Below are 25,918 nucleotides of genomic sequence, written 5' to 3'. Positions count from 1 at the left end.
AGGCCTACTTGTTCAAGCCAGCGGTGGGAGCCGCGCCCGGGGGCGTCGGGGCCACCGGCAACGCCGAGACCACGGCGCCCTTGATCATGCGATCCGTGCCCATCGGCGAAGAGGTGTCAACCGTTCCTCTGGTCACGAAATCGACGACGTCGGTCGGGAACTCCACCGGATTGTCGGTGTGAATGAAGTGCCCGGTCTCCGGATAGATTTTCAAAATCGGCCGATTGCCCGCGTTGGTCATGCGCGACATGAACGGCGTGATCGCGTCGCGGCCGAGATCGGTCAATCCGTTGAAGGCCGGCGTCGGAATGAACGGTTCCTTGTCACCGAACGAGAGGAAGATCGGTGCCTTGATCTGCGTGAGCCGCTCGTAGAGGTTCTTCGGATCATCCTGCTGAAGCTCGGCGCCGATGGTGTAAATATCGTAGATGAACACGTTGCACCACTGTTCGAGCTCCCGGGGGTTGCCCTTGATCAGACCGACGCGCTGCTCGGTGTGGAAGCGGGCATATTCGCTGTCGCTGAAGAAGTAGCCGCTCTTAGCCGCCGAGACCACGTTGGTTTCGGGATCGCGCTTCTTGAAGTAGAAGAAGTCGCGAACATTCTGCTCCGAGCGTTTGATCTCGGCGTCGAGGATCCCGGTCGGGCCCCACGTTGCCTTCCACTTCTCGAAGTCGTGGTCAAAGGCCTGATCGAACAATCTCGCCTTCTTGTCCTTGGCGATCGTGATGTCGCGCGGATATTCCTCGAGGCCGGAGGGCGCTTCGAGCGCGAGGCCCTGCACCGCATCCGGCCAGGTCAGGGCATAACCCATCACGAACTGACCACCGAGCGAATGGCCGAGATAGTAGGCCTTCTTCACGCCGAGCTGGTTGACCACGAGGTCATGGATGACCTCGCGCATGTCCTGCATGGTACGTGCCGGACTCTTGTCGAGATTGCCGGGTCCCGACATGCCGTAGTGTGGCAGATCGGGCGCGATTACACGTACGCCGCTGCGGAGGGCATATTGCATGACGTTGCCATAATGCCCAGCGAAGGCACCCTTGCCGTGGATGATGACCAGCACCTTCGGATCCTTGTCGGTGCCGGCATATTCGTCCATGTAGCCGATTTGCCAGGAGTTGCCGCTCTTATCTTTCGCGTTGGCGTATTTGACCGGATAGGGATAGGTCACGAACTCCTTCCAGAACGATTTTTTCGGATCGATGTTCGCCGCCACGCCGGGCACGCGATAGTTCTTGTCATCAAACGTCTGGGCGCGATCGAGCGCCGCCACGTCATCCATGAAGGCAACAAACTTCGGATCATTCTTACGCTGGTTAATGATCGGGAACACACCGTAATGCGCGACCGGGCTTTCCTGGGCGATGAGGTCTGCGCCAGGGACCCGATCGACAGCCTTCTCGGCTAGCTTGAAGTTCAGCCACAGATCGTTGGTGATGTGCATCACCAGCGTGCGCGCACGAATGCGGCCGAGATAGGGATTCACGTTGTGGGTTTCGCCGACCCGGTTGCGCCAGACGAGATCGACCGCGTCGTAGAGCTTGGCACGATTGGTGACGTTCAGCCCCGCCTTCTCATTCGGCGGATCCCAATAGAAGATCTCCGGCTGCACGGCTTTCCAGTTCTGGCTCGTGCGGAAGGCGAAGTCGTAGCCCGTCATTCCCAGGATCGACCAGCCGAACGCGACGCCGGGCACCGGATGCTTCTCCTTGGGCAGCTTATAGTAGTCGCCCTTGGTCGCCTGCCAGACGGGATCTGCCTCGATCGCGGCCGTCATCATCTGGAAGGTCCAATTGCCGACGGGATCATCGCCATCCGACTGCGTGGTGCCGCCGATCGGCATGATCGCGCTGACATACTCCGGATGCATGACACCCCAGACGTAGGTCTGGGTGCCCCCCATCGACACGCCGGTCACCAGCGCAGCGCGAACGATCTTCAGGCCATCGCGCAGCATGCGGTAGTTGGCCTGCACCATGTCATAGTAGCTATATTGTGGAAACTTGATCCCGAGGCCATCGGACGGCTTGCTTGCACCCCAGGTGCCGAGCGGATCCACCATGACGACGTAATAGCGATCGGTATCGATCGGCCGGCCCGGGCCGATGATCGGCACACCACCGGACACGGCAGCGCCTTTGACCCATTGCTCGTACATGTCAGTGGAGTCGCCGGAATAGTAGGAATTGATGATCACCGCATTGGTGATTTCGCCGGCCGTATTGCGGCGAGGCGTTCCGACGGCGATGTAGGCGGTGCGCAGTTTGCCGGCCCCGAGTGATTCCAGCGTGATGCCGCCCTCCCCGCCATTCTCCCATTTGGAGGGATCGGCGAGGTCGTACTTGCCGCCGAGCCGGAAGTTCGCAATTTCATAGGTCTTCTTCAGCTCGTCATGCTGCATCTGCGACGAGCGGCGCGTGAATGGCTGCGCAAGCGCAAGCGAAGTGCCGATCAGCAGCAGCACTACACTTACGAGAAAGCGGCGCGTGGCATCACTCCCTTTCATGGCGATATCCTCCGGCAATTGTTCTGATCGAAGGCTAGGAGCGGCTGCACGGCATCCTTTGACTTAACTCAACGGATTGCTGATGCTTTGACCCAGGATGTTGTGGCACCACATTACCCTCGGATTGCCGCAATGCCTTTTCTCAGCCATGGCTCGTATCGGATCCGCTACGAGCTCGACGGCCCAGCCGACGCGCCGGCCTACGTGCTGGTGAATGGTCTGACGCAATATGCCGAGCTTTGGACCGCCTATCGCGATGCGCTCGTCGCTCGCCGATTCCGCGTCGCAACCTTCGATCTGCTCGGTCAGGGCGAATCCGACAAGCCCGCTCTCTTCATCAGCCAGGACGATCAGGTTGCGGCTCTGCACCTGCTGATCCAGGAAGTCGGTGACGGGCCCGTGTTCTTGAGCGGCATCAGCTTCGGGGGCCTGATCGCACTACGCTATGCCGTCGCGCATGGCGGCCGATTGGCCGGGCTTGTGCCAATGAGCTGCTTTGCCGAACTGCCACCGCAACTTTTCCTGCTCGGCAACGCGCTGCGCACCGGCCTGATCCTCGGCGGCACCAGCTACCTGCAGGATCTGCTGCTGCCAATGAATGTCTCGGACCAATGGCTGGCGCCGGTGCTGGACAAGCTCGACAGCGTGAAGAGGCAGGGCTGGCTCGTGAACGATGTCTACGCCCTGCAGAACCTGATGGAATCCTTCCTTGATTTCCAGCCGCTCACGCCGCAACTGCCTTCGATCGGCATACCGACGATGATCCTGAACGGCGAGTTCGACTTCCTCACTCCGCGCGCGCTGCACGAGACGCTGCGCGTTCAGATTCCCAACAGCTCGCTGGTCATCATCCCGCGGGCCTACCATGCCTTCACGCTGGAGAAGCCGGCGCTGACGGCCGATCTGCTCGCCCGCTTCGCTGAGGACGTGTTGGCGGGGCGCTGGCAAGGCAACAAGACGGTCTGGATTGCACCGGATGAGGCGGGCGGCGATCTCGTGCCGTTTCCCACCGGTTATGATCATCTGCGCGCGGTCCCCGTGCAGGGAGCGATCGCATGAGCGCCTTCTTCGGTCCGCTCGATTCCGATGGCCGCGTGCCGGCCCGGCAGCAGACCCGCGTCGCGAGCTTCCTGATCTCAGCCCACGGTGCGCTTGGGCGTCGCTTCGCTCTCGCCTTGCCTCTCAGGTTGGAATCGGCCTGGCAAACCGAATTGAACGCGCAGTTCTACAACGAATCCGAGATCGTTTCCCTGCTCCTGCGTGCAACCCGTTGGATGCCGGACCTCGCCCTGGGCTATCTCGCCGCGGCCTGGGAGACCGCTTGGTTTCCCGCGGCGGCGGATGGCATTCCGGACCATGCGCTGGCACTTGCCGTCGACCTTGCGACCCTCGCTCACGCCATTCACGCTGGCATCCGGCCGGCGGCTCTGCTTCCGGTCGAGGCGAACGCGAACGATCCTTTCGTGATGGCGCTGCGGCGCGTCGAGTTCGAGAGCGGCCGGTTGTTGCAAGCGCAAATCATCTTCCTGAAGGGAGAGAGCCTCGTGCCGTTTCGCGACGCCGTGAGTGCCGCACTCGAACGGCGCCACGCCGAGGTGCGCAAGCTGTGGCGCGAGATGCTCGAGGGCATCGACGTTTCGAGCGACGAAAATGGACTGAAGTCTTGACTCAAGTCAAAGGACGACGCTGACCGTCCGCCAACATTCCGCCGACGAACTGACCGGAGTTCCGATCATGAGGGCCGTATCCGTCGAAGAAGCCGTCGCGATGATCCCAACCGGCGCGAGCATCATGGTCGGCGGCTTCATGGGGGTGGGGACACCGGAGCGCCTGCTCGACGAGGTCGTTCGACAGAGGAAGAGCGGCCTCACGATCATCAGCAACGATGCGGCGTTGCCCGGCAAGGGTGTCGGCAAGTTGTTTGACGCAGCGTTGGTTTCGCGGCTGACGGCCACCCATATCGGTCTGAACCCCAAGGCGCAGCAGCAGATGCTCACCAATCAGATCGGGGTCGACCTGATTCCGCAGGGCACTTTCGCCGAGCGCATTCGCGCCGGCGGCTGCGGCCTGGGTGGTGTGCTGACACCGACGGGTGTCGGCACGCTGGTCGCGGAAGGGAAGCGCCAGATCGAGGTTGACGGCAGGCCCTATCTGCTCGAGACGGCGCTGCGCGCGCAATTCGCGCTGGTGCACGCCTTCCTCGCCGACTACCTCGGCAATCTCTCCTACGCGCTGACCTCCCGCAATTTCAACCCGGTGATGGCCATGGCGGCCGATACCGTGATTGTGACCGCGGAGCACATCGTTCCCGTTGGCGTCATCGCGCCCGACCACGTCATGACGCCAGCGCCGCTGGTCGACTATCTCATCACCAACGCGAACGGGTGAGGTCATGGACGCACAGGAGATCATCGCTCGCCGTGTCGCGCAGGAGCTCAAGCCGGGCAACCTCGTTAATCTCGGCATCGGCATTCCAACGCTCGTCGCAAACTATGTGTCGCCCGATTTGAAGGTGTTCTTTCAGTCCGAGAACGGGCTAATCGGCACTGGACCCATTCCTGAACAGGGACTGGAGCATCCGCTGCTCACCGATGCCGGCGGAAGGCCGATCAGCGCGCTTCCGGGCGCAAGCACGTTCGACAGCGCAATGTCCTTCGGACTGATCCGCGGCGGCCATGTCGATGTCACCGTGCTCGGCGGCCTGCAGGTTGACGCAGGCGGTCACCTCGCCAACTGGATGATCCCTGGCAAGATGGTGCCCGGCATGGGTGGCGCCATGGATCTGGTGAGCGGGGCCAAACGGGTCATCGTCGCCATGCAACATGCAGCGAAGGGCAAGTCGAAGATCGTCAAGCAGTGCAACCTGCCGCTGACGTCCAGCCGGCCCGTAAGCCTGGTGGTCACCGACCTCGCGGTGATCGGCTTTCCCGACGGGAAAGCCACCCTGATCGAGACCGCCCCCGGCGTCAGCGTCGGCGAAGTCATGGCGGTCACGGAAGCTGAGCTGGTTGTCGGCGACAGCGTCCCCGAAATGAAGATATGAGTGGATGAAGCGGCATGCGTATATTCAGCGACTTCAAGGAAATCAAAGCGGCCGTCGGCACCGAAATCGGGGTTAGCGACTGGATCGAGATCACCCAGGAGCGGATCAACCAGTTTGCGGAAGCGACCTGCGACGAGCAGTGGATTCACGTCGATCAGGAGCGTGCCAGCAAGGAGATGCCCGGCGGCAAGACCATCGCCCACGGGCTGTTGTCGCTCGCGCTCGCGCCGCTGTTCATTCGATCCGTGATCGGGCTGAAAGGCCTGCGCAACACGCTCAACTACGGCGCGGACCGGATCCGCTACCTGGCGCCCGTGCCGGCAGGATCCAAGTTGCGAGGACGCGTGACCGTCGCGGAAGCCGAGGACGTACCACCCGATGGCCTGCGCGTGAACTATCATCTCGTGATCGAGATCGAAGGCGGCAAGAAGCCGGCCTGTATCGCCGAGCTGATCGCGCTGCATTATCGCTGAGACACCGTGGACCTCACGCGCCAGTCAGTAATGGCGTCTGGTGCCGTAATTATCGCTGCCGAAAGGACGCCTTTGCACCGGCGCGAAGTACGGATTTACCTCACACATGGCCGCACGGCCGGACGCTGACGCCCGACATTGCGGCATCGATGTGTAGCTGCAATCAATCCACTCCCCGCCGTCTAGAGACCCCTCATATAGTTTCATGCAGACTGGATATCGAGGGTCATAGGTCTGAGCCTGCCCTGACAAAGAGCCGATGACCAGCAACACCATGCCTAGTAGGGCGATACGCATCCTATCTCCAGCACTCTGCCTAGCCCTCGCTTAATCGATGATGTGATAGCCGCCATCGATGTACAGCACCCCGCCGGTCATCAGCTTGGCGCCGTCGAGCGCCAGGAACGCGGTAGCATTGCCGACATCGTCGATGCTCACCAGGCTCCGCGCCGGCGCCTTCGATTGCGCCTTGTCCATCAACTCGTCGAACTCGGGAATGCCCGAGGCCGCACGGGTGGCCAACGGTCCCGGCGAAATCGCATGAACCCGAATGCCCTTCGGGCCCAGCTCGGCCGCCGCATAACGAACCGCAGATTCCAGCGCCGCTTTCGCCACCCCCATGATGTTGTAATTCTCGACCACCATCTGGCTGCCATAATAGGTCATGGTGAACATCGTGCCGCCGTTCTTCATCAGCGGCTCGGCCAGATGGGCCATCCGCAGGAAGGACCAGCAGGAGACCTCCATGGTCTTGAGGAAGCCCTCGCGGCCGACGTCGACGACACGGCCGTGCAGCGCTTCCTTGGGCGAGAAGGCGATCGAGTGCAGCAGGAAGTCGAGCTGCCCCCACTCCTTCGCGATTCTCTCGAAGACCTGCTCGGTCTGGCCTTCCGCCATGACGTCGAGCGGCATGAAGATCGGCGCCTCCAGCGCCTGCGCCAGCGGCTCGACGTGCTTCTTGGCACGATCGTTCAGATAGGTCACCGCGAGCTCGGCACCGAGCGCGCGGAACGCCCTGGCGCAGCCCCAGGCGATGGACTGATCGTTGGCAATGCCGACGACGAGCCCCTTCTTGCCTTTCAGGGCCACCTTGGTCTCCGGATAGACGGGAATCATGACACCCTCTCTTGTCTGGGGTTGCTCGATGGTGTGTTCATCAGCAGCGACAGCGTATGCTGCGCAATCATCAGCTCTTCATCGGTCGGCACCACGTAGACCGGAATGAGACTGCCGGTCTGCGAGATCAGCCGGGCGTGGCGTGAGTTTTGAATGGGATCGAGCGCGACTCCGAGCCAAGCGAGCTGCTCGGCCACGCGGGCGCGAACGGTTGCAGAATTCTCGCCGATCCCGGCCGTGAAGACGAAGGCATCGAGACCTTGCAGAGCGGCCGCCAGCATGCCGGCGTTGAGGCCGATCCGATAAGCGAAATAGTCGATCGCGAGCTTGGCCTTGGGATCGTCACTCTTCTCCAGCTCGCGCATGTCGTTGCTGACACCGGAGAGGCCCTTCAAGCCGCATTCGCGATAGAGGAAGTCCTGCACGCTCGCGGCTGACATGCCCTTCTCGGCCATGAGGTAGAGCACCACGCCGGGATCGAGCTGTCCCGGCCGCGTTCCCATTGGCAGACCGTCCAGCGCGGTGAAACCCATCGTGCTCTCGACGCTCCGCCCGTCCTTCATCGCGCACATGGACGCGCCGCTGCCGAGGTGAGCAACGATCACCCGGCGCTTTGCGATTTCGGGGGCTACGCTGGGCAGCGTCCTCGCAATGTACTCATAGGATAGCCCGTGAAAGCCATAGCGCCGCACGCCCTCAGCATGAAGCTGGTGCGGAATCGCGTAGTAGTCCGCCAGGGCACCATGCGTGCGGTGAAATGCGGTGTCGAAGCAGGCGACCTGCGGTAGCGTCGGGAAATTCGCCAGGATCGAGCGGATCGGCGACAGGTTGTGAGGTTGGTGCAGAGGTGCAAGATTAATGAAGCGCTCCAGCCGGGCCACCACGCCGTGGTTGATCAGGACCGGCCTATCGTAGTCGGGGCCGCCATGAACCACCCGATGTCCGACCGCAATCGGGTGAATGCGAAGCTCCTCGCGCAGCCACGCGCCAGCGACGCCCATTGCAGTCGAGACGTCCGGCACCGCCTCGATCGGGTAAGCGCGGTCGGCCAAGGGATCGCCCGCCCCGCCGCTTGCCTTAAGCCGCGGACGGCTGCCGATGCCGTCCATCTGGCCCTTGATCTGCCGCCGCAGCCGGCCCTCGCCCTCGACCGAGAAAATCTGGAACTTGACACTCGAAGAGCCGGCGTTGACGACGAGGATCGTATCCATGGCGATCACGCAGCTATTGTGGGAGCATGCTGGCGGCGCGCGTTGGCATAAAGCGACGCCACGGCGCAGGAAGCCATCCGCGCGCGCGGCGTATCGGCTCGCGAAGTCAGGACGACCGGCACCCGGGCGCCGAGCACGATGCCGGCCCCATCGGCCTTGGCGAAATAAGCAAGATTCTTTGCCAGCATGTTGCCGGCCTCGAGATCGGGAACGACGAGGATCTGCGCCCGGCCGGCGACCTCGGACTTGATGCCCTTGATGCGCGCCGCCTCAGGGTCGATCGCATTGTCGAACGCCAGCGGGCCGTCGAGTACACCGCCGGTGATCTGGCCGCGGTCGGCCATCTTGCAGAGCGCAGCCGCCTCGATGGTCGATGGAATCTTGGAGGTGACGGTCTCGACCGCCGACAGAATGGCGACGCGCGGCGCCGCGCCGAAGCCAGCCTGCGTGTAGAGATCGATCGCATTCTGGATGATGTCGCGCTTGGCATCGAGGTCGGGAAAGATGTTGATGGCGGCGTCCGTCACGAACAAGGTTTCGGCATAGGCCGGTACATCCATCACGAACACATGGCTGATGCGGCGATTGGTGCGCAGGCCTCCGGCCTTCGCGGTGACTGCCCGCATCAGCTCGTCCGTATGCAGGCTGCCCTTCATCAGCATCTCGCCCTTGGCGGCGTGAATCAGCTCGACCCCTTTGGCGGCAGCGTCCTCGCTATGTGCGGCATCGACGATCTCGAAGCCCGAGATGTCGAGATCGAACTTTCTGGCGGCATCCCTGACCTTGCCTTCAGGGCCGACCAGGATGGGCCGGATGATGCCGGCCTGTGCGCTGTCGACGGCCCCACGCAGCGAAGTCTCGTCGCAGGGATGCACCACGATGGTTGGGACCGGAGGAACGGCCCTGGCTGCCACGATCAGCCGATCGTACTTGCTGGACGATTGCGATTGCCCGGTTTCCGCTGCCATGACGTTGCTCCCGATCCACTTAACGGCCGCTACGAAGCTCTCGCCTGGTCGAAAGGGGCAACGTTGTTCGCGCTCCCTTCTCCCGCATCGACGCCAAGAAGCGCCCCAATCCGCTGAAGGCGGTTCGCAGGTTCACCCAAGACCGCGCCGCTGGCGGACAGCACGTCCCGTATGGACCCGAACAGAGTCCGGCGCTGACTGACGTCATCGGGCAACAGCTTCGGAATGGCTGCGAGCGCACCTTCCTGGTCCAGCAGCAGCATGAAGAACTGCTCACGAACCAGCATCTTGAACTCGGCCAGCGACAGGCGAGGCCCTGCATAATCACGCCGAACCCGGCGCAGCGCCTCGATGCTGCGCTCGTCGACCATTCCGCGGGCCGAGCCGATGTAAAGCAGGCTTCGGATGGCCGCCTCGCGCGGGCCGCCTTCGCCGATCCTGGACCTCAGCTCGGCGATGCGCGCCTCCAGCATGGCCCGGTGCTCGGCGGACATCTCCCGCCGGCGCGAGAGCTCCGATTTCGGATCGATCCCGAGCGCTGCCTGCAGGGCCGGCGAGCCGTAGAGATTGAGAAAGACCGTCTCACTCAGCGCTTCCGTTGCGTCGCGCCAGCTATCGAGTGCGTGGACGATCTGTTTGGACATTTGCTCCTGGAACGCCAGGAACGGGTTATCCTTCGACACCGGCTTGCGCTTGTCCTCGATCTCCTCTGCCACAGACTTGACGGTGGCCATCAGCGGGTTCTGGCTGCTGAAGGCCTCGTACTGCAGCCGCAATGGATGCAGGCTGCGCATCGTCTCCGCCAATTGCGGGCTCACGACTTTCTTGATCCAGGGCTGGACGAACTTCCGGTAGGCCGCCAGATTGATCTCGGAAACGCTCTTGGCGGCGGCGAAACGCCGCTCGTCCTCCGGCGAATTGCTGCCCATCGCCCGAATGTCATCGAGCGTCCGCGCCTCGCAGCGCATGACCCACTTGCCGACGACGAGATCGGAGCTCGTCGTCTCCTCGTCCTTGGCCTCGAAGGTCGCCTCATAGAGCCCCGGCGGCAGCACATCGATCAGATCGATGTTTTCCGAGAATTCCGCATGCTCTTTCTTGGCGACGCCGCCGGAAACGAAAATACCGAGATGGCCGACGCTCTGGTGGACGGTATAGACGATGGTCTGCCCATAGGCCCTGATCTCGTCGACATCAGCGTAGCAATCCAGAATCCAGTCCAGCGCCTGCTGCGGGGGTGTGACGTTGTCACCCTCGGAACAGAACACCAGAATGGGCGATCGAATGTTTCGGAGATCGACCTTCTGGCCGTCGGACATCTCGATCTTGCCCGCGGCCAGGTTGTTGCCGATGAACAATTCATCGACGATGAATTGGATTTCCTCGGCATTCAGATTGACGTGGCCGCCCCACCAGCGCTCGAATTCGAGATAGCGGTCCGCTTCGGTGTCGACCTTGGAATAGACGTTGTACTGCTTGGTCCAGAGCGTGTTCGACGGATTCTGGTTCTCGAAGTTCTGCACCAGCCAGGCGCCGTCGAACTTGCCGGCGCCGAGATCACTGGCAAGCGCGGTCAGCCAGCTTCCCCCCAGCAGTCCGCCCGAATAGCGCATCGGATATTTGCCGTGCACTCCGGCCCAATAGGCCAGCGGCGCGCCGGCGATGATGATCGGCCCGAACAGCTCCGGCCGCAACGACGCCAGGATCATCACGGCCCAGCCGGCCTGGCAATTGCCGATGACGCACGGTTTGCCGTCGGCCTTGGGATGCAGACTGATGACCTTCTCGATGAACAGCGCCTCGGCGCGGGCAATGCGCTCGATGGTCTGGCCCGGCATCGGCTCGGGCAGGAAGCCGATGAAATAGCAGGGGTGCCCCGCTTTCATCGCGACGCCGATCTCACTGTCGGCCTTGAAGCCGCCGATGCCGGGGCCGTGTCCGGCGCGTGGATCGACCACGATGAACGGCCGCCGCTCGGAATCGATCTCGACGCCCTTCGGCGGAATGATGCGGACCAATGCGTAGTTGACCGGCTCGTCGAGCTTGCGGCCGTCAATGATCAGCTCGGCGGCATATTGCAGGACGTGCGGAGCGGTCTGCGCGACGTGCTCGCGATATTGGTCTCCCCGTCGGCGCATAATGTCCAGGAACAGCACGCTTCGCTGTCCCGCGTCGACCAGATATTCGACCGCCGAGGCCACGAGCCCGGACAGGGGGCCACCCGGTAGATTTTGAGTTTCCATCGACATGTTCTGACCTCTCTCGTCCGCGCATCCATTGAGAGCCGCGGAGCGACGGGATACGTTGACTTAGGTCAACGGTCGGCCTGATCGAGACAGCGTCAGCAGACCTGCCGTGGTGACGTCGGGTTGAAGCCGACGGCGAGCACCATCAACTCCTCTCCCGGGAGAAGCTGGCGCAGCGTCCTCACGGGCGCACCTCGCCCCCGTCCTTCTTGAGCCAGATGTTGATGCTCACCAGCAGCACCCAGAACGGGAAGACGACGAGGCTCCAGTCGATGTAGTAGCTTCCGATGAGAAGGATAGCAGCGGCCGCATATCCGCCATAGGCGAGCCAACGCGGCGTGAGCCCCGTGTAGAGGGCGATGGTCGACGTCGTCATCATGAACACGGAGGCGGTCTTGACGAGGTAGATGTTCACCATTCCGTAGGCCAGGCCGCGGCCGAAATGAAAGGTCGCGGAATTGATCAGCACATTCGGCGCCGCGTGGAAGGCCAGAATGACGGCGCCGATGACAGCGGCGGCGGCAAACAACATCGCGAGCAATAGCACAGCGCTGCCGAAGAAAATCGTCGCAAAGAACTGGTCCTCGCGCTCGCCGAGCCGGTCGCGCAGAAAGCCGACGAACCACAGGAAGGCCACGCCTGCGAAGGGCACCAGGTTCAATGCCAAGGCGACGTTGCTGGTCCCGCCATGCAGCCACGCACCCGGCTCGAGCGGATCGGCCGGCACGGACCGCCGCATCAGCCAGAACACCGCGAGAAGCAGCAGCGAAAACAGAATCCCCGCCGCGGCCGCCACGCGCGGAGCTCGCAATTTCGCCCGCGTCAATCCGGTTGCTTGCGTGATCACGAGACCGCCCGCCCCTTTTCGTCCGAGGCTGCCGGGCTCGCCAGGCCGTGGTGATGCGACAAGCCGAGACCCTGCCGATCCTCGATGCGGGCCGCGGCGCGGTCCTGCGCATCGAAGCTCGACCGCTCGATCCCGGAATCGAGATGACCGAGGTAATCGCGAACGAGTTTCGCGCGGTCTCCATCGACGCACTCGGCGAGCTCGGCGAGTGCGGCGCGCAGGCGGCGCATCACCTGGATGGAGGTCGACCCGAACTGCCGGATCTCGTCGAAGGCCAGCGCGAGGTAGTCCTCCCAGGTCGGCATCCGATAGATCACTCTTAGAACGCCATCCTCATCGAAGGCCTGACAGGCATCCAGGTCACATTTGGCCAGCCGCCGCAGCAGATCCTCGATCTGGTCGATGGCCTGCACGGCGGTCGTGGGGTCGTTGATGGCCGGAGACAGCGCCTTGATCGCGACATCGACGAGAAGCCGCATCGCATATTTCGGGTCCTGCTCGAACGTGCGCTGCTCGTCGAGATGAACGCATGCACTCAGCTCCTTCTCCATCACGAGACTATTGGCTCCGTGAGCATGCAGGATCACGCTGTCTTCGAGCAGCGTGTCCCCTACGCCGCACTCTATCATGATGAGACCGTCCATCCGGCAGGCAAGGCCAACCAGCCCGGCGATGTCGATCGACGTCACCGACTGCGGATTGCCGATATGCTTAACCGTCAGCGCCGGCGCACAGGTGGGTCGTTGCGCTGGCGCGGCGTTGCCGGACGTGCGCCACGGGACCGCCTGGTACGCGCTGACGATGACCTGCCGGCCGATATCGCCCAGCGCCTGCAGCACCCGTATGATCTGGAGATTGTTCAAACGCTGGACGAGTTGCGCAAGCATCAACACGCTGGCGACCAGCATGGCCGCGACGATCGCGGCTGAAAGAAATGGCACGCCTTGAGCACCCTGGCGATCGACCCAGGCCAGCGTGGCGAGACTGTACATGAACGTCGCGACGAACATGCCGAGCGAGTGAAACAGCAGCCGGTCGCGCGCGAACCAGACGACCAGGCGGGGCGAATAGACCACGGCGTTGAACTGGACCAGCACGAAGGCGATCGAGAACACGATGCCGGTCAGCGCCATCATGCCCGAGGCAACTGCCGACAAATAGGCCTGTGCGGAGGAGGTCGACAGGTTGAGACTGACGGCCAGGAACGTCGCTTCCAGGCGCGGCACCAGGAAGCCAGCGGCGACGCTCGCAATCGCATAGAGCGTGGGTATCAGCCAAAGCTGCATGCCGCCTCCTTTCACGATGCCCGAATGCCGTCTGGACGGCCGGGCAAGCGACAGCATCCCCGCGCCTTGCGGTCGGTTTGTTGATCTTGATCAACGGTGCCTGACGCAAGCATGGATCAATGAGGGCTCATCGGGCGGACGAAGCGCTCGTCGCGACGGCGCGCCGCGCGCAACGAAGATTGGACCATGAATTCCGCCGCCGATCACGCGCCCTCCTTCGAGACCGCCACCAGCCAGTGGATTCACGTCGTCGGCATCGGCATCGAAATTTTCGGGGTGTTCATCATCGTCATCGGGATCATCTGGTCGGCGCGATACATTTTTGGACAAAACGTCGAGTCCCGCTACGACAGCTATAAGATCAGCATAGGACGATCGCTGTTGCTCGGCCTCGAAGTGCTGGTTGCCGCCGATATCGTGAAGACGATTGCGATCGAGCTGACCTTCGTGAGCCTCGGCCTGCTGGCCGGATTGGTCGTGGTCCGCACCTTCCTGAGCTGGACGCTGACGCTGGAGATCGAAGGCCGCTGGCCTTGGCAGCCGGAGCGCGAGGCCGCGGACCGGGCCCGAGGTCGATAAGAGCAGTTCCCCAATTAGGTGTTTGCTGGCTTTCTAATATCGCTGGCCCCAAGGACAGAGTTGCTTTGGCTATCGAATACCGAGCCATGAACGTCGGGAGCCTCTTACCTTTTGCTTCCGGAGGGACGTAACTCCCGTCGTCTCCATGCCGTACAATTTCTCCCCTGGGAATCTCGCTCGGTGCCAGACGATTTGTTCAACCGGAAAGTGCCGTTATGCCTGATCGCAGCCGCTGACCTTCACCTCGTTCGGCCGCCATGGTGGCGCAACCGAATCGATGGGCTCCGGGCTGACCGAGCTGGAGCTGATGAAAAAGGGCCAGTGGTCGTCAACCAGAGCGATGGTGAACTACCTGCACGGCGACGACGAAGCCAAGCAGCAGAGTCAGCTCAAGCGGATCAGGAAGCGCGGGAAGTGGGCTTGATCGCTCGTGGGCGGCTTGCGAACAGACCGCGAAAATTTGTCGGAAGTGATTCAGCCCGGCTTGTCGGAAGTCGGAATCGTTCGCGGGTTAAATAACTGAAAAGATTGGAGCGGGTGAAGGGAATCGAACCCTCGTATTCAGCTTGGAAGGCTGCTGCTCTACCATTGAGCTACACCCGCGCTACGGGCTCCCTAACACGGCCGGGCGGCGGTCTCAACTGCCGAGGACGCCGCTTTCCGGCGTGTCCTCAACCTTGCGAGTGGCCCTGGTTCCTTCCGGACCCGCCGCCCCTTAACAGCGGCGGCAATGCCGCCTATATTGAAGCCTTCCGAAACCAATGAAAGGAGGTGATCCAGTGTCTCTTACCAAGCGCTGTCACCTCGCTGGGGTCGCCCGCTAAGCTCTGAATAAAGGCTTGGCATCGGGGCGCTCTCAGCCCTGGACCAGCGAGCACGAGATCGGGCGCGACGGGGCTTCCCCGCCGCGCCTTTTTCGTCGGTCGCGCGGCTCAGGCCGGCGACTCGCTCGCAAGCACCTCGCGAATCTTCTCCGACAGCTCCGACTTCCGGTAGGGCTTTCCGAGCAACGCGACGCCGGGATCCAGATGCCCTTCGTGGACGATGGCATTGTCGGTGTAACCGGAGGTGAAAAGCACCCTCACGCCGGGCCGGCGCAGCCGGACGGCGTCGGCCAATTCCCGCCCGTTCATGCCGCCGGGCATGATGACGTCCGTGAACAGGAGATCGAATTTGGCGCCTTGGTCGACCAGCACCAGCGCCGATGCGCCGTCGCCGGCCACGAGCGTGCGATAGCCGAGGCTGCCGAGTTGGGCAATGACATAGCCCTGCACCAGCGGATCGTCCTCGACCACGAGGATCGTCTCTTGCCCACGTGCCGTGACGAGCGGCTGAACCGGCGCCGTCCTGGCCGGTGCCTCGCCCTTCGACCGCGGCAGGAACAGCCGCATCACCGTGCCAACTCCCTCCTCGCTCTCGACGGCGACGGTGCCGCCGGTCTGGCGTGCAAAGCCGTAGACCATGCTGAGCCCGAGCCCAGTGCCGCGACCGACGCCCTTGGTGGTGAAGAACGGCTCGAATACCCGCTCGCGGATGTCGGCCGGGATGCCGTGGCCGGTGTCGCTGACCGCGATCATCACGAAGGCGCCGCGCACGGCATCACCGCTCGTGTCGTCGAGCTCCCGGTTTGCGGTCTCGAGGGTGAGCCTGCCGCCCCCCGGCATCGCGTCACGTGCATTGACGGCGAGGTTGACGATCGCGGAGGAGAGCTGCGAGGGATCGGCCATCGCGGACCAGGCGTCGTCGGCGAGCCGCGTCTCGATCTCGATATGCTCGCCGAGGGTCGGCTTGAGCAGCTTGACGGTCTCGACCACGAGGGCGTTGACGTCGATCTCGCGCGGTTCCAGCGGTTGGCGGCGCGCGAAGGTCAGGAGCTGCGAGGTGATCTCCGCGCCGCGCGCGGCCGCATCGTCGATCAACTGCGCGATCGCGGCGAGCTCTGGCTTGTCCGCGAGCCCGTCCCGGATGATCTCGATGGTGCCGGTGATGACCGTGAGCACGTTGTTGAAATCGTGCGCGACGCCGCCGGTGAGCTGGCCGATCGCGTCCATTTTCTGGGACTGGCGCAGCCGCTCCTCGGTCTCGTGCTGCGCGGTGAGGTCGGTCGCCGACCCGCGATAGCCCATGAAGCGTCCGTCGGCGGCGAAGATCGGCTGGCCGTTGACGCTGAAATGATGCATCCGCCCGGCAGTGTCGCGCCCGCGATATTCGAACTTCCGGAACGGCTCGTGACGGTCCAGCGTTGCCAGGTGCGCGCGCCATTTCTCGGGCTCGGCGTCGGGTCCGAACGCGGCATCGGTGCGGCGCTTGCCGATCAGCGCTTTGGGGTCCATGCCGAAGGCAGCCACCCGGTCGGAGATGTAGGTGAAGCGATGATCCGGACCGGTCTCCCAGAACCAGTCGGAGGCCGTCTCGGCATAGTCGCGGAAACGCTGTTCGCTCGCCCGCGCGTCCTCTTCGGCGCGTCGGCGGATGCTCAGGTCGCGCTCGAGACTTGCATTGGCCTCGCGCAGCTCGCCATAGGCCCGCTCGAGGTTGGCGCACATGGCGTTGAAGGCGTCGACCATCTTGTCCAGCTCGTCGGCATCGTAGGGCGCTCGGCGCTCGAGGCGCAAAGGCGGCGGCGGCCGCGCCAGGTTGTATTTGCTGACGAACTCGGCGATGGCGACCAGATGCCGCGTCACCAGCAGATGGACCATGTAGATGATGAACAGCGAGACCAGGAATGTCTTCGCTGCCTGGCTCACCAGAATGACCAGCGCCCGGTTGAGCAGATGCTGATAGACGTCGGCCAGCGTCGCCTCGACGTGGAGCACGCCGATCTCACGTGCGGCCCCCTGCACGCTGTAGTTCAAGGGATAGTCGCGCGTCACCGCCGAGCGGGCGCTGGGCTCGCCGACCGCAAGACGGATCGGATTGGGACGATCGGCGATCTCGCGCACCTCGGCGGAACGGATGTCGGGCAGCCGCAGGATGCCGTCGAGCTGGAGCTTGAGCTGGTTCTGGTCGAGATTCCACAGGCTCTCGCCGAGGCTGTCGGTCGTGCTGCGGCCGATCTCGTCGAGACGCGTCTCGATGAGCCCGACCTCGCGGTCGTAATCGAGATAGAGCTGGAGCGCCGTCAGCGTCAGCGTCACGGCGGAAGAGAACAGCAGCACGGCGGCGAGCAGCCGCGGCCCGACGCCGCTGCGCGACCAGTTGAAGAGCCGCGACAGCAGCGATGCGAACATCGGAGGCGCGAGCACGGCGCCGATGCCGGTCAGACCGGGCTTCGCAGCCGCCGGCGCGATGGCGGGGCTGCGCTTGGGGTCCTCGTCACCTGCGTTGGCCATGCACCACGTCCCCGAAATGGCGGCTCTGCTCCGGTCCACCGGCTGCAATCTCGAGCCATCCAAGAGTTGAGACGCCTGCCTCGTCACCCGATGCGCGCAATCACCCTTTCGGCCCTTGGGCGGATTGAGGTCGACGGGTCATGTCTTGCGCCCAACAGCAGGATTCCGGCGCAAACTACCACTCCGCATGCTAGAATAACATCGGTGAAAGTCCGGAGTCGCTCGCAGGGCAAGCGGTAACAATTGCCGGCCCCCGGGTGCCCACTTCCGGTAGATCGCGCGGGCGTCCGAACCCAGTGGTAGCAATGCACGACCGAAGGAAACGCTTGATGTGGCGGCTAGTCTTCGCTTGCCTGTCATTGCTCGCGGCCGGTCCGTCGGAGGCGCAGGACTTGATCCGGCTGGCGCGCATCGCCGACATCCCCGATCAATATGTCGGCGGCGAGATGCTGCGGGCTGTCTACGCCAAGCTGAACATCAGGCTGGAGTTCGAGGACGTCCCCGGCAAGCGCGCGCTCGCGCTGTCGAGCGCCGGCGCGGTCGACGGCGAGATCCAGCGGATCGGAACCCTCTCGCGCGACTACCCGACGCTGATCCAGGTCACGCCGGCGATCAACTACATCGAGCCCGCAGTATTCACGACCAAACTCCGGTTCGACGTCGCCGGCTGGGATTCGATCAGAGACTACAGCATCGGCATCGTCCGCGGCGTCGGCTCTTCGGAGGCGGGCACGCGCGGCATGGCCCGCGTCACCGCGACCACCAGCCTCGACAACATGGTCAGGATGCTCGACGCCGACCGTTTCGACGTGATGGTCACCGACCTCTTCAGCGGGCTTGCCGCGGTGAGGAAACTCAATCTGCAGGCCAGGATCTACCCGCTCGCGCCGCCGCTCGAGCGGATCCACATCTACCATTACCTGCACGAACGACATCGCGATCTGGTGCCGAAGGTCGGCAAGGTGATCGCTCAGATGGAGGCGAGCGGCGAATTGGCGGCGCTGCGCGAGGCCTTGGTCAAGCAAGTCCTCGGCACCCAATGACGGCCGTGCGTCAGCCGGTGCGAAGCCGCTCGCGGAGCGCGACGGCTGCGATCAGCATGCCGACGCACCAGGCCACGACTGCGCGGTGAGGCTCTCCGCCGAGCAGCACGGTGAAGAGGCTCGTCAGCAGGCAGGGCACGATGGCCTTCCCCTTCCGGCTCGTCAGTGCGAGCAGGAACGGCATCGCCGCGATCGACATTTGCAGGGCGTCCATGCTGGAAACGGTGTCGTCAGGCTTCAGAAGCCGCAGACGCCGAGTGCACGCGCGCGCTTACCGCGCCGGCTTTCCACGATGCGCTCGCCGCCATTCTCGGCCGAGCTGCCGTAATAGCGATGATGGCCGCTTTGGTCGTGCAGATCGGCCGTTTCCGATTGTCCGGCCCGACGCGCGTCGCAGATGATCTTGCAAACCGTCTTTATCGTGTGGCCCGACATTGCCGCCTCCAGCAGAAATCTTGTTGTTTGTGGTCATCAGTCGCGACCGCTTCCGGCGGCGTTCACGCGGCAAGGGCGCAATCGGGTTTCGGGACGGTTTCGTCGCTTGCGGGCCACGCAATATTTTGCTTCGGGATTGTCGGCACCACCTGCGGTGCTACGTCCTTGGGATCTGTGCAGGAAAACAACGAGGTGACGATGCTGTACGCCATCCTGGCCTACCATGTGGAAGACGAGCTCTTGTCCTGGACGCCGGAGCAGGACGCTGCGGTCGTGGCCAAGGTCATCGAAGTCCAGGCACCCTTGCGGGCAAGCGGACAGTTTGGGCCGGCCGCCCGCCTGGATGAGACCCGAAAGGCCCGCACCTTGCGTGGCCCGGGCGCGGGCATGGTGCTTGACGGCCCGTTTGCCGAGACCAAGGAGCAGCTTCTGGGCTTCCACCTGATGGAATGCTCCACCGAGGAGGAGGCGATCGCGGCGGCGCGGAAGCTGCGTGCGGTTAATCCGACCGCGGTCTACGAAATCCGCCCGGTCAAGCTTTACGTGCCGGCCGATGGGTTCGGCGCGACGTCCGGGTGAGGCCCAGCCTCACGCGCTCGGCCCGGTCCGCGCACCGTAGAAGCGCTGGATCACGAGCCCGCCGAAGGCGATGAACCAAACGAAAGGCGCGACGCGGGGCGCGAACGCCGCCACGATCGTGCCCGGAATGAACACCAGCAGCGGAAACAGCGAGGCCATCATCTCCTGTCGCCAGCCGCCGAGGATGGTCCACCACAGCCAGGCGTTGAGGCCGGCGATCGCGGTCAGGTGCAGGCCGTAGAGCACCGCGACCGCGCTGCTCATGCCGTAATTGGTGTAGAGGCCGTTGGTCACCGGCAGCAGCACGATCGAGAGCAGGAAGAACAAATTCAGGATCACCCCGCCGCGGCTGCCGACGGGCTGACGCGCCAACCGGCGGTGATGGCTGATCCAGAACACGCCCGCGATGATGAAGCTGAGCGCAAAGCCGGCGAGCTTGCCGGAATAGACGTGGGCGAGATCGCCCCAGCCGGGCGGGCTGGTGAACACCGCCGCCTTGGGCAGGTCATAGGCCAGCAGCGTCATGGCGACACCAAAGATGGTGTTGCTCAGCGATTCCAGCCGCCGCATCTCGAACTGGTCGGGCTTGAGCTCGGTCATGTCGGCATGCGCTGCTGGAACTTCGGGCCGTCTTCCCCTAAATCCTAATTCCGGTTCCGTCCAGCCGCATTGCGATTCGCCCCGAGATCGCCGACTCTCGCCCTTTCACCGGGGCGATTCGTGGCGACATATCTGGACACGCTCAATGCGGAGCAGCGCCGCGCCGTGGAGCATGGCGTGGCCGATGGCGCGACCGTGGGCGCTCCCCTGCTCGTCATTGCCGGCGCCGGCTCCGGCAAGACCAACACGCTGGCCCACCGCGTCGCGCATCTGATCGTCGCCGGCGCCGATCCGCGCCGCATCCTCCTGATGACGTTCTCCCGCCGGGCCGCGGCCGAGATGGCCGGCCGCGTCGAGCGCATCGCCCGCAAGGTGCTGGGCGAGAACAACGCCGCGATCATGCGCGATGCGCTGACCTGGGCCGGCACCTTCCACGGCATTGGCGCGCGTCTGTTGCGCGAATATGCCGAACGGATCGGCGTCGATCCTTCGTTCACCATCCACGACCGCGAGGATTCCGCCGACCTGATGAATCTGGTCCGGCACGAGCGCGGTCTGTCGAAGACGGAGAGCCGCTTTCCGGCCAAGGGCACCTGCCTGTCAATCTACTCGCGCTGCGTCAATGCCGAGATGGAGATCGAGAAGGTGCTCGGCCAACACTATCCCTGGTGCGCGGGCTGGGCCGCGGAGTTGAAGGGCCTGTTCGCGGCCTACGTCGAGGCCAAGCAGGCCCAGCACGTGCTCGATTACGACGACCTCCTGCTGTACTGGTCGCAGATGATGAGCGATGCGCCGATCTCGGAAGAAATCGGCGGCCGCTTCGATCACGTGCTGGTCGACGAATACCAGGACACCAACCGCCTGCAATCCTCGATCCTCTTGGCGCTGAAGCCCGACGGACGCGGACTCACCGTGGTCGGCGACGACGCGCAGTCGATCTATTCGTTCCGCGCCGCCACCGTGCGCAACATCCTGGACTTCCCGCAAAGCTTCTCGCCGCGCGCCGAGCTCATCACGCTCGACCGCAACTACCGCTCGACGCAAACCGTGCTGGCGGCGGCCAACGGCGTCATCGGGCTTGCGCGCGAGCGGTTCACCAAAAACCTCTGGACCGACCGCACCGCCTCGCACAAGCCGCAGCTCGTCACCGTCCACGACGAGGCCGACCAGGCGCGCTATATCGTCGAGGAGGTGCTGGCGAACCGCGAGCAAGGCGCGCTGCTCAAGCACCAGGCGGTGCTGTTCCGGACGTCCTCGCATTCCGGCCCGCTGGAGATCGAACTCACTCGCCGCAACATTCCTTTCGTCAAGTTCGGCGGGCTGAAATTCCTCGACGCAGCTCACGTCAAGGACGTGCTGGCGCTGCTGCGCTTTGCCGAGAATCCGCGCGACCGCGTCGCCGGTTTCCGCATCATGCATCTCTTGCCAGGCATCGGGCCTGCCACCGCGCAGCGCGTGCTCGACCAGATGGCGGAGAGCACCGATCCGCTTCACACGCTCGGCCAGCTCCCGGTGCCCGCACGCACCGGCGCGGACTGGACCGACTTCGTCCGCACCGTGGAGAACCTGCGCTATTCGGAATGGCCGGTCGATCTCGAACGCGTGCGGCTCTGGTACGAACCGCATCTCGACCGCATCCACGAGGATTCGGAGACGCGCCGCGCCGACCTGATGCAGCTCGAGCAGATCGCGAGCGGCTATGCCAGCCGCGAAAAATTCCTGACCGAGCTCACGCTCGATCCGCCGGATGCGACCAGCGACAAATCCGGGCCGCCCTTGCGCGACGAGGATTATCTGATCCTCTCCACCATCCACTCCGCCAAGGGCCAGGAGTGGAAGTCGGTGTTCGTGCTCAACGTCGTCGACGGCTGCATGCCGTCCGATCTCGGCGCTGGCACCAGCGCCGAACTGGAAGAGGAGCGCCGGCTGCTCTATGTCGCGATGACGCGCGCCAAGGACGATCTGCACCTCGTCGTTCCCCAGCGCTTCTTCACCCACGGCCAGGCCGCCAAGGGCGACCGCCACGTCTACGCCTCGCGCACCCGCTTCATCCCGGAGCAGCTGGTCCATCTGTTCGAGCGCACCGCCTGGCCGAAGGCCTCGGCGGGGGCGGCGCGATCCGCGGCGCAGGGCCCGAAGATCGACATCGGGGCACGGATGCGCGGGATGTGGCGGTAGTGGCTGGAGCGAGATGAGATCAGCCTCGATTGCAGCAACGACGGAGGTGCGCTCCCTCCCCCGCTTGCGGGGGAGGGTTGGGGAGAGGGTGTCTCCGCAACGGGACACCCCCCAGAGGAGACAACCCTCACCCGGCGCGCGGGACGATGCTCCGCATCGCCCGGGACGCGCCGACCTCTCCCGCAAGCTTGCGGGAGAGGTGAACCTCTCCGCGACCGCTCGATTCAACCCAAAACGATTCCGATTTAGGCATCCAACCGGTCGAATTGGACCTTCCCCGCCTTCATCACCAGCGGGATGTGCTCGCCCTGGCCCAGCAGGCAGGCGACGTCGCGCAGCGGATTGCCGTCGACCACCAGCAAGTCGGCGATCGCTTCGGGCGCGATCCGGCCGAGCTTGCCCTCCATGCCGAGCACCTCGGCGCCGATCACCGTCGCGCTGGCGATGACGGCGCGCGGACCGAGAATCTCGGCGCGGATCCGGAATTCGTCGCTCTGGAGACGCTGGGACGGACCGAGCAGGTCGCTGCCAAATCCCATCTTGACGCCGGCGTCGCGATAGATCGCGAGCGAACGAAGGCCCGCGTCGCGGACATCGGCGATCTTGGCAACGCTCTCGGGCGGCAGGCCGTATTGGGCGCCCTCATTGGCGAGCGCCTCGTAGGTGACGAGCGTCGGCACCACATAGGCGCCCTTCTCGGCCATCAGGCGCGCGGTCTTGGCATCGACCAGATTGCCGTGCTCGATGGTGCGCACGCCGCAGCGCACCGCGCGCTCGATGGCGGCGGCGGTGTAGGCATGGGCGAGCACATAGGTCTGGCGCCCGCGCGCCTCCTCGACGATGGCGCGGATCTCGTCCTCGGAGTAGCCGAAGGCACCGACCGGGTCGGTCGGTGACGCAACGCCGCCGGACGCCATGATCTTGATCTGGTCGGCGCCCATCTGCAGTTCTTCGCGCGCCGCCCGGCGCACGCCATCGACACCGTCGGCAACGCGCGCCAGCGCGCCGACACGCACGCAGCAGGGACACGGCGCGTCGCTGGCGAGATAATCCGAACGCGCCCGCATGTCGCCATGCCCGCCGGTCTGGCTCAGTGCGCGGCCGGAGACGAACAGCCGCGGGCCGTCGGTGAGGCCGGTCTCGATCGCCTGCTTCATCGCATGGCCGGCGCCGCCGGCGTCGCGGACGGTGGTGAAGCCACGCCGCAGCATGCCGCGCAGCAGCAGCGTCGAGCGCAGCGTTACCAGCACGTTCGGCATGTGCACCTGCTGCGACAGGTTGAGCTCGACCGCCACCGCATGCACATGCAGGTCGATCAGACCGGGCATCAGCGTCTTGCCGTTCAGATCGATGGTGCGATCGGCGGTGACCTGAAGCGGCCGGTCGGAGACCTCCTTGATCACATTGTCCTCGACCAGCACGTGATGTCCTTCGAGCAAATCCGGCTGAAGCGGATCGAGCAGAGCGGCATTCGTGAAGAGGATGCTGGGCATGGCGGTTTCCTGTCCGGTCAGGACTGTGTGAGCAGCGCGGGCAAAGCGAATTGGGCGAATGGGAGACACGCAGCGACATCGTCCGCGCCGTACCAGCCCGCCCCATGCAGCAGGTTGAGCGAGCCGAGCGTGCGCCCGCGCCAGCGCACGGGCATGTTGAGCACGCTCTCGCAGCCGAGCGACGCGATCAACTCATGATCAGCGAACACGTTGCGCAGATCATCCCGGGTGCGGCCGATATAGGCCTCGCCGCGGTCGAGCACCGCCTCGGTCCACGGACCCGGCGCGAGGCGCTTGCGCCCGCCCGTCGGGTAAGGTCCGGGAAGATTGGAATAGATCCGCGCCGCTTCCCCGGTGTCGTCGTCATAGGTCAGGATCGTGAACAGCTTGTGCCCGATCGCCGATTTCAAGGCGTCATCCAGCGCCGCGAACAGGGCATTCGGCTGATCCACCCTGCCCTGCGCCGCCGCTACAGCGCAGAGCAGCGGATCGGCTCGGCGTGTCGTCTCCCTCATGCCACTTCGCCCGCGGCAATGTCTTCCAGTGAACGGCCGCGCGTCGGCACGCCCATCACCACGACGGTCAGCGCGCCGATCAGCAGGACGCTGGTGGTAATGCCGAACACGCCGGCAAAGCCGAAATTGGGATAGAGGTAGCCGACCAGGATCGGCGAAATGATCGCGCCGATGCGGCCGATCGCCGAGGCAAGGCCGGCGCCGGTGGTTCGCACCGGCGTCGGAAACACCTCCGCCGTATAGGCATAGACGCCCGCATAGGTGCCGTTCATGAAGAAGGACAGCAAGATACCCGCCACCATGATGTGCTGGTCGCTCTGCGCAAAGGCGAGCCCGAGCGCGCTGGCGCCGCCGAGCACCATGTAGCACGCAATGGTCGCCTGCCGGCCGATCCGCTCGTTGAACCAGGCGGCGCTGAAATAGCCCGGAATCTGCGCGCAATAGATCGCGATCGAATAGGCGAAGCTCTTGGTGATGCTCATGCCGTTCTGGACCAGCAGGCCGGGGATCCAGACGAAGAAGGAATAATAGCTGAAGGTGATCGCGAGCCACATGATCCAGGTCATGATGGTGATGCGCGCCTGGCGGCCGGCGAGCAGCGCGGCGAAATTAGCAAGCAGCGTTCCTCCGGCTGCGGGAGGACTGACCGCATCGACGACCGGCTGCGGCAGCACGCGCCCCTCGCGTGCGAAGCCGGATTCGATCCTGTCGAGCACCGCTTCGGCTTCCTTCGCCCTGCCCCGGCTTTCGAGCCAGCGCGGCGATTCCGGCAGCGCCCTGCGCCACCACAGCAGCATCACGACCGGCACGGCCGTGATCACCAGCACGATGCGCCAGCCGTTCTCATAGGCGGGAACGATGAAGTAGCCGAGCAAGGCGGCGGCGACGAAGCCGAAGGAGAAGAAGCCGGCCAGTGCACCGGTAAAGCTGCCACGGAAGCGCCGCGCCACGAACTCGGCGAGATAGGGCGCGATGATCGCGCTCTCCGCGCCGGTGCCCATGCCGGCAACGACACGGGCGGCAAAGAAGGACGGCCAGCTGTCCACCGCCGCGCTGACGATCGATGCGACACAATAGAGCGCCAGCGCCGACATCATGACCGCGCGGCGGCCGATCAGGTCGCCGAGCGTGCCCGCCAGCAGCGCGCCAAACAGGAAGCCGATATAGGTGCTGCTGCCGAGCACACCGATCTGCACGCTCGTCAGATTCCAGGCGGTGCGCAGCACCGGCAGGATGAACGCCAGCACGGCCGCGTCCATCGCGTCGAACATGTAGCCGAGCCCGCCCATCAACAACAGATGCGTGTGGAAGCGCGCGTATGGCAGGCGCTCGATGCGCGCCGAGATCATCGACATGAAAGTCCCCCTCTGCTGGCGGCCCGGCACTCCGCGGTGGGGAACCATAGACAATGAGATATTATCGTCATAATTTATAATTTTGATCTGTTACATCACTGTGGTGA

Annotated in this window: 25 protein-coding genes and 1 tRNA gene; 10 read left to right on the top strand and 16 right to left on the bottom strand. The window is 64.1% G+C overall.

Annotated elements, in window-relative coordinates; translation table 11 throughout:
• Positions 1–4: 4 nt before the first annotated feature.
• Positions 5–2,512 carry an alpha/beta hydrolase gene (locus UNPA324_RS07260; protein WP_141934192.1) on the bottom strand — a complete coding sequence of 836 codons (2,508 nt, stop codon included), beginning with the start codon at positions 2,510–2,512 and terminating at the stop codon, positions 5–7.
• A 132-nt stretch (positions 2,513–2,644) separates the two neighbouring features.
• Here UNPA324_RS07260 and UNPA324_RS07255 point away from each other — a divergent pair, with 132 nt between their 5' ends.
• From UNPA324_RS07255 to UNPA324_RS07235, 5 genes are all read left to right on the top strand, one after another.
• Positions 2,645–3,571: an alpha/beta fold hydrolase gene (locus UNPA324_RS07255; RefSeq protein ID WP_141934190.1), complete on the top strand. Its 927-nt coding sequence runs from the start codon at positions 2,645–2,647 to the stop codon at positions 3,569–3,571.
• The gene (locus UNPA324_RS07250; RefSeq protein ID WP_141934188.1) at positions 3,568–4,179 is read left to right on the top strand and encodes a hypothetical protein; all 612 of its coding nucleotides are present in this window, start codon (positions 3,568–3,570) and stop codon (positions 4,177–4,179) included. Before UNPA324_RS07255 ends, UNPA324_RS07250 begins: the two co-directional genes overlap by 4 nt.
• A gap of 67 nt (positions 4,180–4,246) precedes the next feature.
• Positions 4,247–4,900, top strand: coding sequence for a CoA transferase subunit A (locus tag UNPA324_RS07245; RefSeq protein WP_128919558.1), 654 nt, complete (start codon positions 4,247–4,249; stop codon positions 4,898–4,900).
• Positions 4,901–4,904: 4 nt separating this feature from the next.
• On the top strand, positions 4,905–5,555 hold the full coding sequence (locus tag UNPA324_RS07240; RefSeq protein ID WP_141934186.1) for a 3-oxoacid CoA-transferase subunit B: 651 nt from the start codon (positions 4,905–4,907) through the stop codon (positions 5,553–5,555).
• 14 nt (positions 5,556–5,569) lie between these two features.
• The gene (locus tag UNPA324_RS07235; RefSeq protein ID WP_128919556.1) at positions 5,570–6,028 is read left to right on the top strand and encodes a MaoC family dehydratase; all 459 of its coding nucleotides are present in this window, start codon (positions 5,570–5,572) and stop codon (positions 6,026–6,028) included.
• Between the two features lie 24 nt (positions 6,029–6,052).
• Here UNPA324_RS07235 and UNPA324_RS07230 read toward each other — a convergent pair whose 3' ends face one another.
• The 7 genes from UNPA324_RS07230 to UNPA324_RS07200 all read right to left on the bottom strand — a co-directional run bounded on the left by UNPA324_RS07230 (position 6,053) and on the right by UNPA324_RS07200 (position 13,702).
• Positions 6,053–6,325: a DUF3551 domain-containing protein gene (locus UNPA324_RS07230; protein ID WP_128919555.1), complete on the bottom strand. Its 273-nt coding sequence runs from the start codon at positions 6,323–6,325 to the stop codon at positions 6,053–6,055.
• A 30-nt stretch (positions 6,326–6,355) separates the two neighbouring features.
• Entirely contained in the window at positions 6,356–7,144 is a 789-nt protein-coding gene (gene fabI / locus UNPA324_RS07225; protein WP_128919554.1) for an enoyl-ACP reductase FabI, read from the bottom strand.
• A complete protein-coding gene (locus UNPA324_RS07220; RefSeq protein ID WP_141934184.1) occupies positions 7,141–8,355 on the bottom strand; it encodes an acetate/propionate family kinase in 1,215 nt (404 codons plus the stop codon). The genes fabI and UNPA324_RS07220 overlap by 4 nt, the downstream gene beginning before the upstream one ends.
• A gap of 5 nt (positions 8,356–8,360) precedes the next feature.
• Positions 8,361–9,323, bottom strand: a complete 963-nt coding sequence (locus UNPA324_RS07215) for a phosphate acetyltransferase (RefSeq protein WP_141934182.1) — start codon at positions 9,321–9,323, stop codon at positions 8,361–8,363.
• Positions 9,324–9,352: 29 nt separating this feature from the next.
• Positions 9,353–11,572, bottom strand: a complete 2,220-nt coding sequence (locus UNPA324_RS07210) for a DUF3141 domain-containing protein (protein WP_141934180.1) — start codon at positions 11,570–11,572, stop codon at positions 9,353–9,355.
• Between the two features lie 178 nt (positions 11,573–11,750).
• Positions 11,751–12,365, bottom strand: a complete 615-nt coding sequence (locus UNPA324_RS07205) for a hypothetical protein (RefSeq protein WP_246667134.1) — start codon at positions 12,363–12,365, stop codon at positions 11,751–11,753.
• A 47-nt stretch (positions 12,366–12,412) separates the two neighbouring features.
• Positions 12,413–13,702, bottom strand: coding sequence for a DUF2254 domain-containing protein (locus tag UNPA324_RS07200; protein WP_164936272.1), 1,290 nt, complete (start codon positions 13,700–13,702; stop codon positions 12,413–12,415).
• A gap of 186 nt (positions 13,703–13,888) precedes the next feature.
• Here UNPA324_RS07200 and UNPA324_RS07195 point away from each other — a divergent pair, with 186 nt between their 5' ends.
• Positions 13,889–14,281: a DUF1622 domain-containing protein gene (locus UNPA324_RS07195; RefSeq protein ID WP_128919548.1), complete on the top strand. Its 393-nt coding sequence runs from the start codon at positions 13,889–13,891 to the stop codon at positions 14,279–14,281.
• Positions 14,282–14,558: 277 nt separating this feature from the next.
• Positions 14,559–14,705 carry a hypothetical protein gene (locus UNPA324_RS07190; RefSeq protein ID WP_181769324.1) on the top strand — a complete coding sequence of 49 codons (147 nt, stop codon included), beginning with the start codon at positions 14,559–14,561 and terminating at the stop codon, positions 14,703–14,705.
• Between the two features lie 105 nt (positions 14,706–14,810).
• Here the strand turns inward: UNPA324_RS07190 and UNPA324_RS07185 are convergent.
• Together UNPA324_RS07185 and UNPA324_RS07180 are read right to left on the bottom strand one after the other, a co-directional pair.
• A tRNA-Gly gene (locus UNPA324_RS07185) sits at positions 14,811–14,884 on the bottom strand.
• Positions 14,885–15,213: 329 nt separating this feature from the next.
• Entirely contained in the window at positions 15,214–17,613 is a 2,400-nt protein-coding gene (locus UNPA324_RS07180; RefSeq protein ID WP_141934177.1) for an ATP-binding protein, read from the bottom strand.
• A 329-nt stretch (positions 17,614–17,942) separates the two neighbouring features.
• Here UNPA324_RS07180 and UNPA324_RS07175 point away from each other — a divergent pair, with 329 nt between their 5' ends.
• Positions 17,943–18,656, top strand: coding sequence for a substrate-binding periplasmic protein (locus UNPA324_RS07175; protein ID WP_164936271.1), 714 nt, complete (start codon positions 17,943–17,945; stop codon positions 18,654–18,656).
• A gap of 10 nt (positions 18,657–18,666) precedes the next feature.
• Here the strand turns inward: UNPA324_RS07175 and UNPA324_RS07170 are convergent, their stop codons facing one another.
• Both UNPA324_RS07170 and UNPA324_RS07165 read right to left on the bottom strand, forming a co-directional pair.
• Positions 18,667–18,870 carry a hypothetical protein gene (locus UNPA324_RS07170; RefSeq protein WP_141934175.1) on the bottom strand — a complete coding sequence of 68 codons (204 nt, stop codon included), beginning with the start codon at positions 18,868–18,870 and terminating at the stop codon, positions 18,667–18,669.
• A 23-nt stretch (positions 18,871–18,893) separates the two neighbouring features.
• Complete coding sequence (locus UNPA324_RS07165) at positions 18,894–19,091, bottom strand: hypothetical protein (RefSeq protein ID WP_128919544.1); 198 nt, start codon at positions 19,089–19,091, stop codon at positions 18,894–18,896.
• Positions 19,092–19,289: 198 nt separating this feature from the next.
• Here UNPA324_RS07165 and UNPA324_RS07160 point away from each other — a divergent pair, with 198 nt between their 5' ends.
• A complete protein-coding gene (locus UNPA324_RS07160) occupies positions 19,290–19,670 on the top strand; it encodes a YciI family protein (protein WP_128919543.1) in 381 nt (126 codons plus the stop codon).
• A 9-nt stretch (positions 19,671–19,679) separates the two neighbouring features.
• Here UNPA324_RS07160 and UNPA324_RS07155 read toward each other — a convergent pair whose 3' ends face one another.
• Positions 19,680–20,270, bottom strand: coding sequence for a TMEM175 family protein (locus UNPA324_RS07155; RefSeq protein ID WP_128919542.1), 591 nt, complete (start codon positions 20,268–20,270; stop codon positions 19,680–19,682).
• 120 nt (positions 20,271–20,390) lie between these two features.
• Between UNPA324_RS07155 and UNPA324_RS07150 the strand changes: the two genes are divergently transcribed.
• Positions 20,391–22,448, top strand: a complete 2,058-nt coding sequence (locus UNPA324_RS07150) for an ATP-dependent helicase (RefSeq protein WP_128919541.1) — start codon at positions 20,391–20,393, stop codon at positions 22,446–22,448.
• 245 nt (positions 22,449–22,693) lie between these two features.
• Here the strand turns inward: UNPA324_RS07150 and UNPA324_RS07145 are convergent, their stop codons facing one another.
• From UNPA324_RS07145 to UNPA324_RS07135, 3 genes are read right to left on the bottom strand one after another with little or no spacing between them, the layout of a single operon-like run.
• Positions 22,694–23,941 carry a metal-dependent hydrolase family protein gene (locus UNPA324_RS07145; RefSeq protein WP_141934173.1) on the bottom strand — a complete coding sequence of 416 codons (1,248 nt, stop codon included), beginning with the start codon at positions 23,939–23,941 and terminating at the stop codon, positions 22,694–22,696.
• A gap of 17 nt (positions 23,942–23,958) precedes the next feature.
• Positions 23,959–24,456, bottom strand: a complete 498-nt coding sequence (locus UNPA324_RS07140; protein WP_128919539.1) for a GAF domain-containing protein — start codon at positions 24,454–24,456, stop codon at positions 23,959–23,961.
• The gene (locus tag UNPA324_RS07135; RefSeq protein ID WP_128919538.1) at positions 24,453–25,811 is read right to left on the bottom strand and encodes an MFS transporter; all 1,359 of its coding nucleotides are present in this window, start codon (positions 25,809–25,811) and stop codon (positions 24,453–24,455) included. Before UNPA324_RS07135 ends, UNPA324_RS07140 begins: the two co-directional genes overlap by 4 nt.
• Positions 25,812–25,918: the final 107 nt, after the last annotated feature.

This window comes from Bradyrhizobium sp. UNPA324 (assembly GCF_006658635.1).
In the GTDB taxonomy this organism is placed as follows: Bacteria; Pseudomonadota; Alphaproteobacteria; order Rhizobiales; family Xanthobacteraceae; genus Bradyrhizobium; species Bradyrhizobium nanningense.
This window is presented reverse-complemented; position numbering and strand designations above follow the sequence as displayed.

What these genes read in the sequence shown, in the direction of transcription:
- UNPA324_RS07155 (WP_128919542.1), bottom strand. Translation starts at nt 20,270, where the DNA reads ATGACCGAGCTCAAGCCCGACCAGTTCGAGATGCGGCGGCTGGAATCG.
- UNPA324_RS07170 (WP_141934175.1), bottom strand. Translation starts at nt 18,870, where the DNA reads ATGGACGCCCTGCAAATGTCGATCGCGGCGATGCCGTTCCTGCTCGCA.
- UNPA324_RS07180 (WP_141934177.1), bottom strand. Translation starts at nt 17,613, where the DNA reads ATGGCCAACGCAGGTGACGAGGACCCCAAGCGCAGCCCCGCCATCGCG.
- UNPA324_RS07230 (WP_128919555.1), bottom strand. Translation starts at nt 6,325, where the DNA reads ATGCGTATCGCCCTACTAGGCATGGTGTTGCTGGTCATCGGCTCTTTG.
- UNPA324_RS07210 (WP_141934180.1), bottom strand. Translation starts at nt 11,572, where the DNA reads ATGTCGATGGAAACTCAAAATCTACCGGGTGGCCCCCTGTCCGGGCTC.
- fabI (WP_128919554.1), bottom strand. Translation starts at nt 7,144, where the DNA reads ATGATTCCCGTCTATCCGGAGACCAAGGTGGCCCTGAAAGGCAAGAAG.
- UNPA324_RS07135 (WP_128919538.1), bottom strand. Translation starts at nt 25,811, where the DNA reads ATGTCGATGATCTCGGCGCGCATCGAGCGCCTGCCATACGCGCGCTTC.
- UNPA324_RS07195 (WP_128919548.1), top strand. Translation starts at nt 13,889, where the DNA reads ATGAATTCCGCCGCCGATCACGCGCCCTCCTTCGAGACCGCCACCAGC.
- UNPA324_RS07165 (WP_128919544.1), bottom strand. Translation starts at nt 19,091, where the DNA reads ATGTCGGGCCACACGATAAAGACGGTTTGCAAGATCATCTGCGACGCG.
- UNPA324_RS07190 (WP_181769324.1), top strand. Translation starts at nt 14,559, where the DNA reads ATGGGCTCCGGGCTGACCGAGCTGGAGCTGATGAAAAAGGGCCAGTGG.
- UNPA324_RS07245 (WP_128919558.1), top strand. Translation starts at nt 4,247, where the DNA reads ATGAGGGCCGTATCCGTCGAAGAAGCCGTCGCGATGATCCCAACCGGC.
- UNPA324_RS07260 (WP_141934192.1), bottom strand. Translation starts at nt 2,512, where the DNA reads ATGAAAGGGAGTGATGCCACGCGCCGCTTTCTCGTAAGTGTAGTGCTG.
- UNPA324_RS07215 (WP_141934182.1), bottom strand. Translation starts at nt 9,323, where the DNA reads ATGGCAGCGGAAACCGGGCAATCGCAATCGTCCAGCAAGTACGATCGG.
- UNPA324_RS07250 (WP_141934188.1), top strand. Translation starts at nt 3,568, where the DNA reads ATGAGCGCCTTCTTCGGTCCGCTCGATTCCGATGGCCGCGTGCCGGCC.
- UNPA324_RS07175 (WP_164936271.1), top strand. Translation starts at nt 17,943, where the DNA reads ATGTGGCGGCTAGTCTTCGCTTGCCTGTCATTGCTCGCGGCCGGTCCG.
- UNPA324_RS07235 (WP_128919556.1), top strand. Translation starts at nt 5,570, where the DNA reads ATGCGTATATTCAGCGACTTCAAGGAAATCAAAGCGGCCGTCGGCACC.
- UNPA324_RS07220 (WP_141934184.1), bottom strand. Translation starts at nt 8,355, where the DNA reads ATGGATACGATCCTCGTCGTCAACGCCGGCTCTTCGAGTGTCAAGTTC.
- UNPA324_RS07145 (WP_141934173.1), bottom strand. Translation starts at nt 23,941, where the DNA reads ATGCCCAGCATCCTCTTCACGAATGCCGCTCTGCTCGATCCGCTTCAG.
- UNPA324_RS07140 (WP_128919539.1), bottom strand. Translation starts at nt 24,456, where the DNA reads ATGAGGGAGACGACACGCCGAGCCGATCCGCTGCTCTGCGCTGTAGCG.
- UNPA324_RS07255 (WP_141934190.1), top strand. Translation starts at nt 2,645, where the DNA reads ATGCCTTTTCTCAGCCATGGCTCGTATCGGATCCGCTACGAGCTCGAC.
- UNPA324_RS07200 (WP_164936272.1), bottom strand. Translation starts at nt 13,702, where the DNA reads ATGCAGCTTTGGCTGATACCCACGCTCTATGCGATTGCGAGCGTCGCC.
- UNPA324_RS07240 (WP_141934186.1), top strand. Translation starts at nt 4,905, where the DNA reads ATGGACGCACAGGAGATCATCGCTCGCCGTGTCGCGCAGGAGCTCAAG.
- UNPA324_RS07160 (WP_128919543.1), top strand. Translation starts at nt 19,290, where the DNA reads ATGCTGTACGCCATCCTGGCCTACCATGTGGAAGACGAGCTCTTGTCC.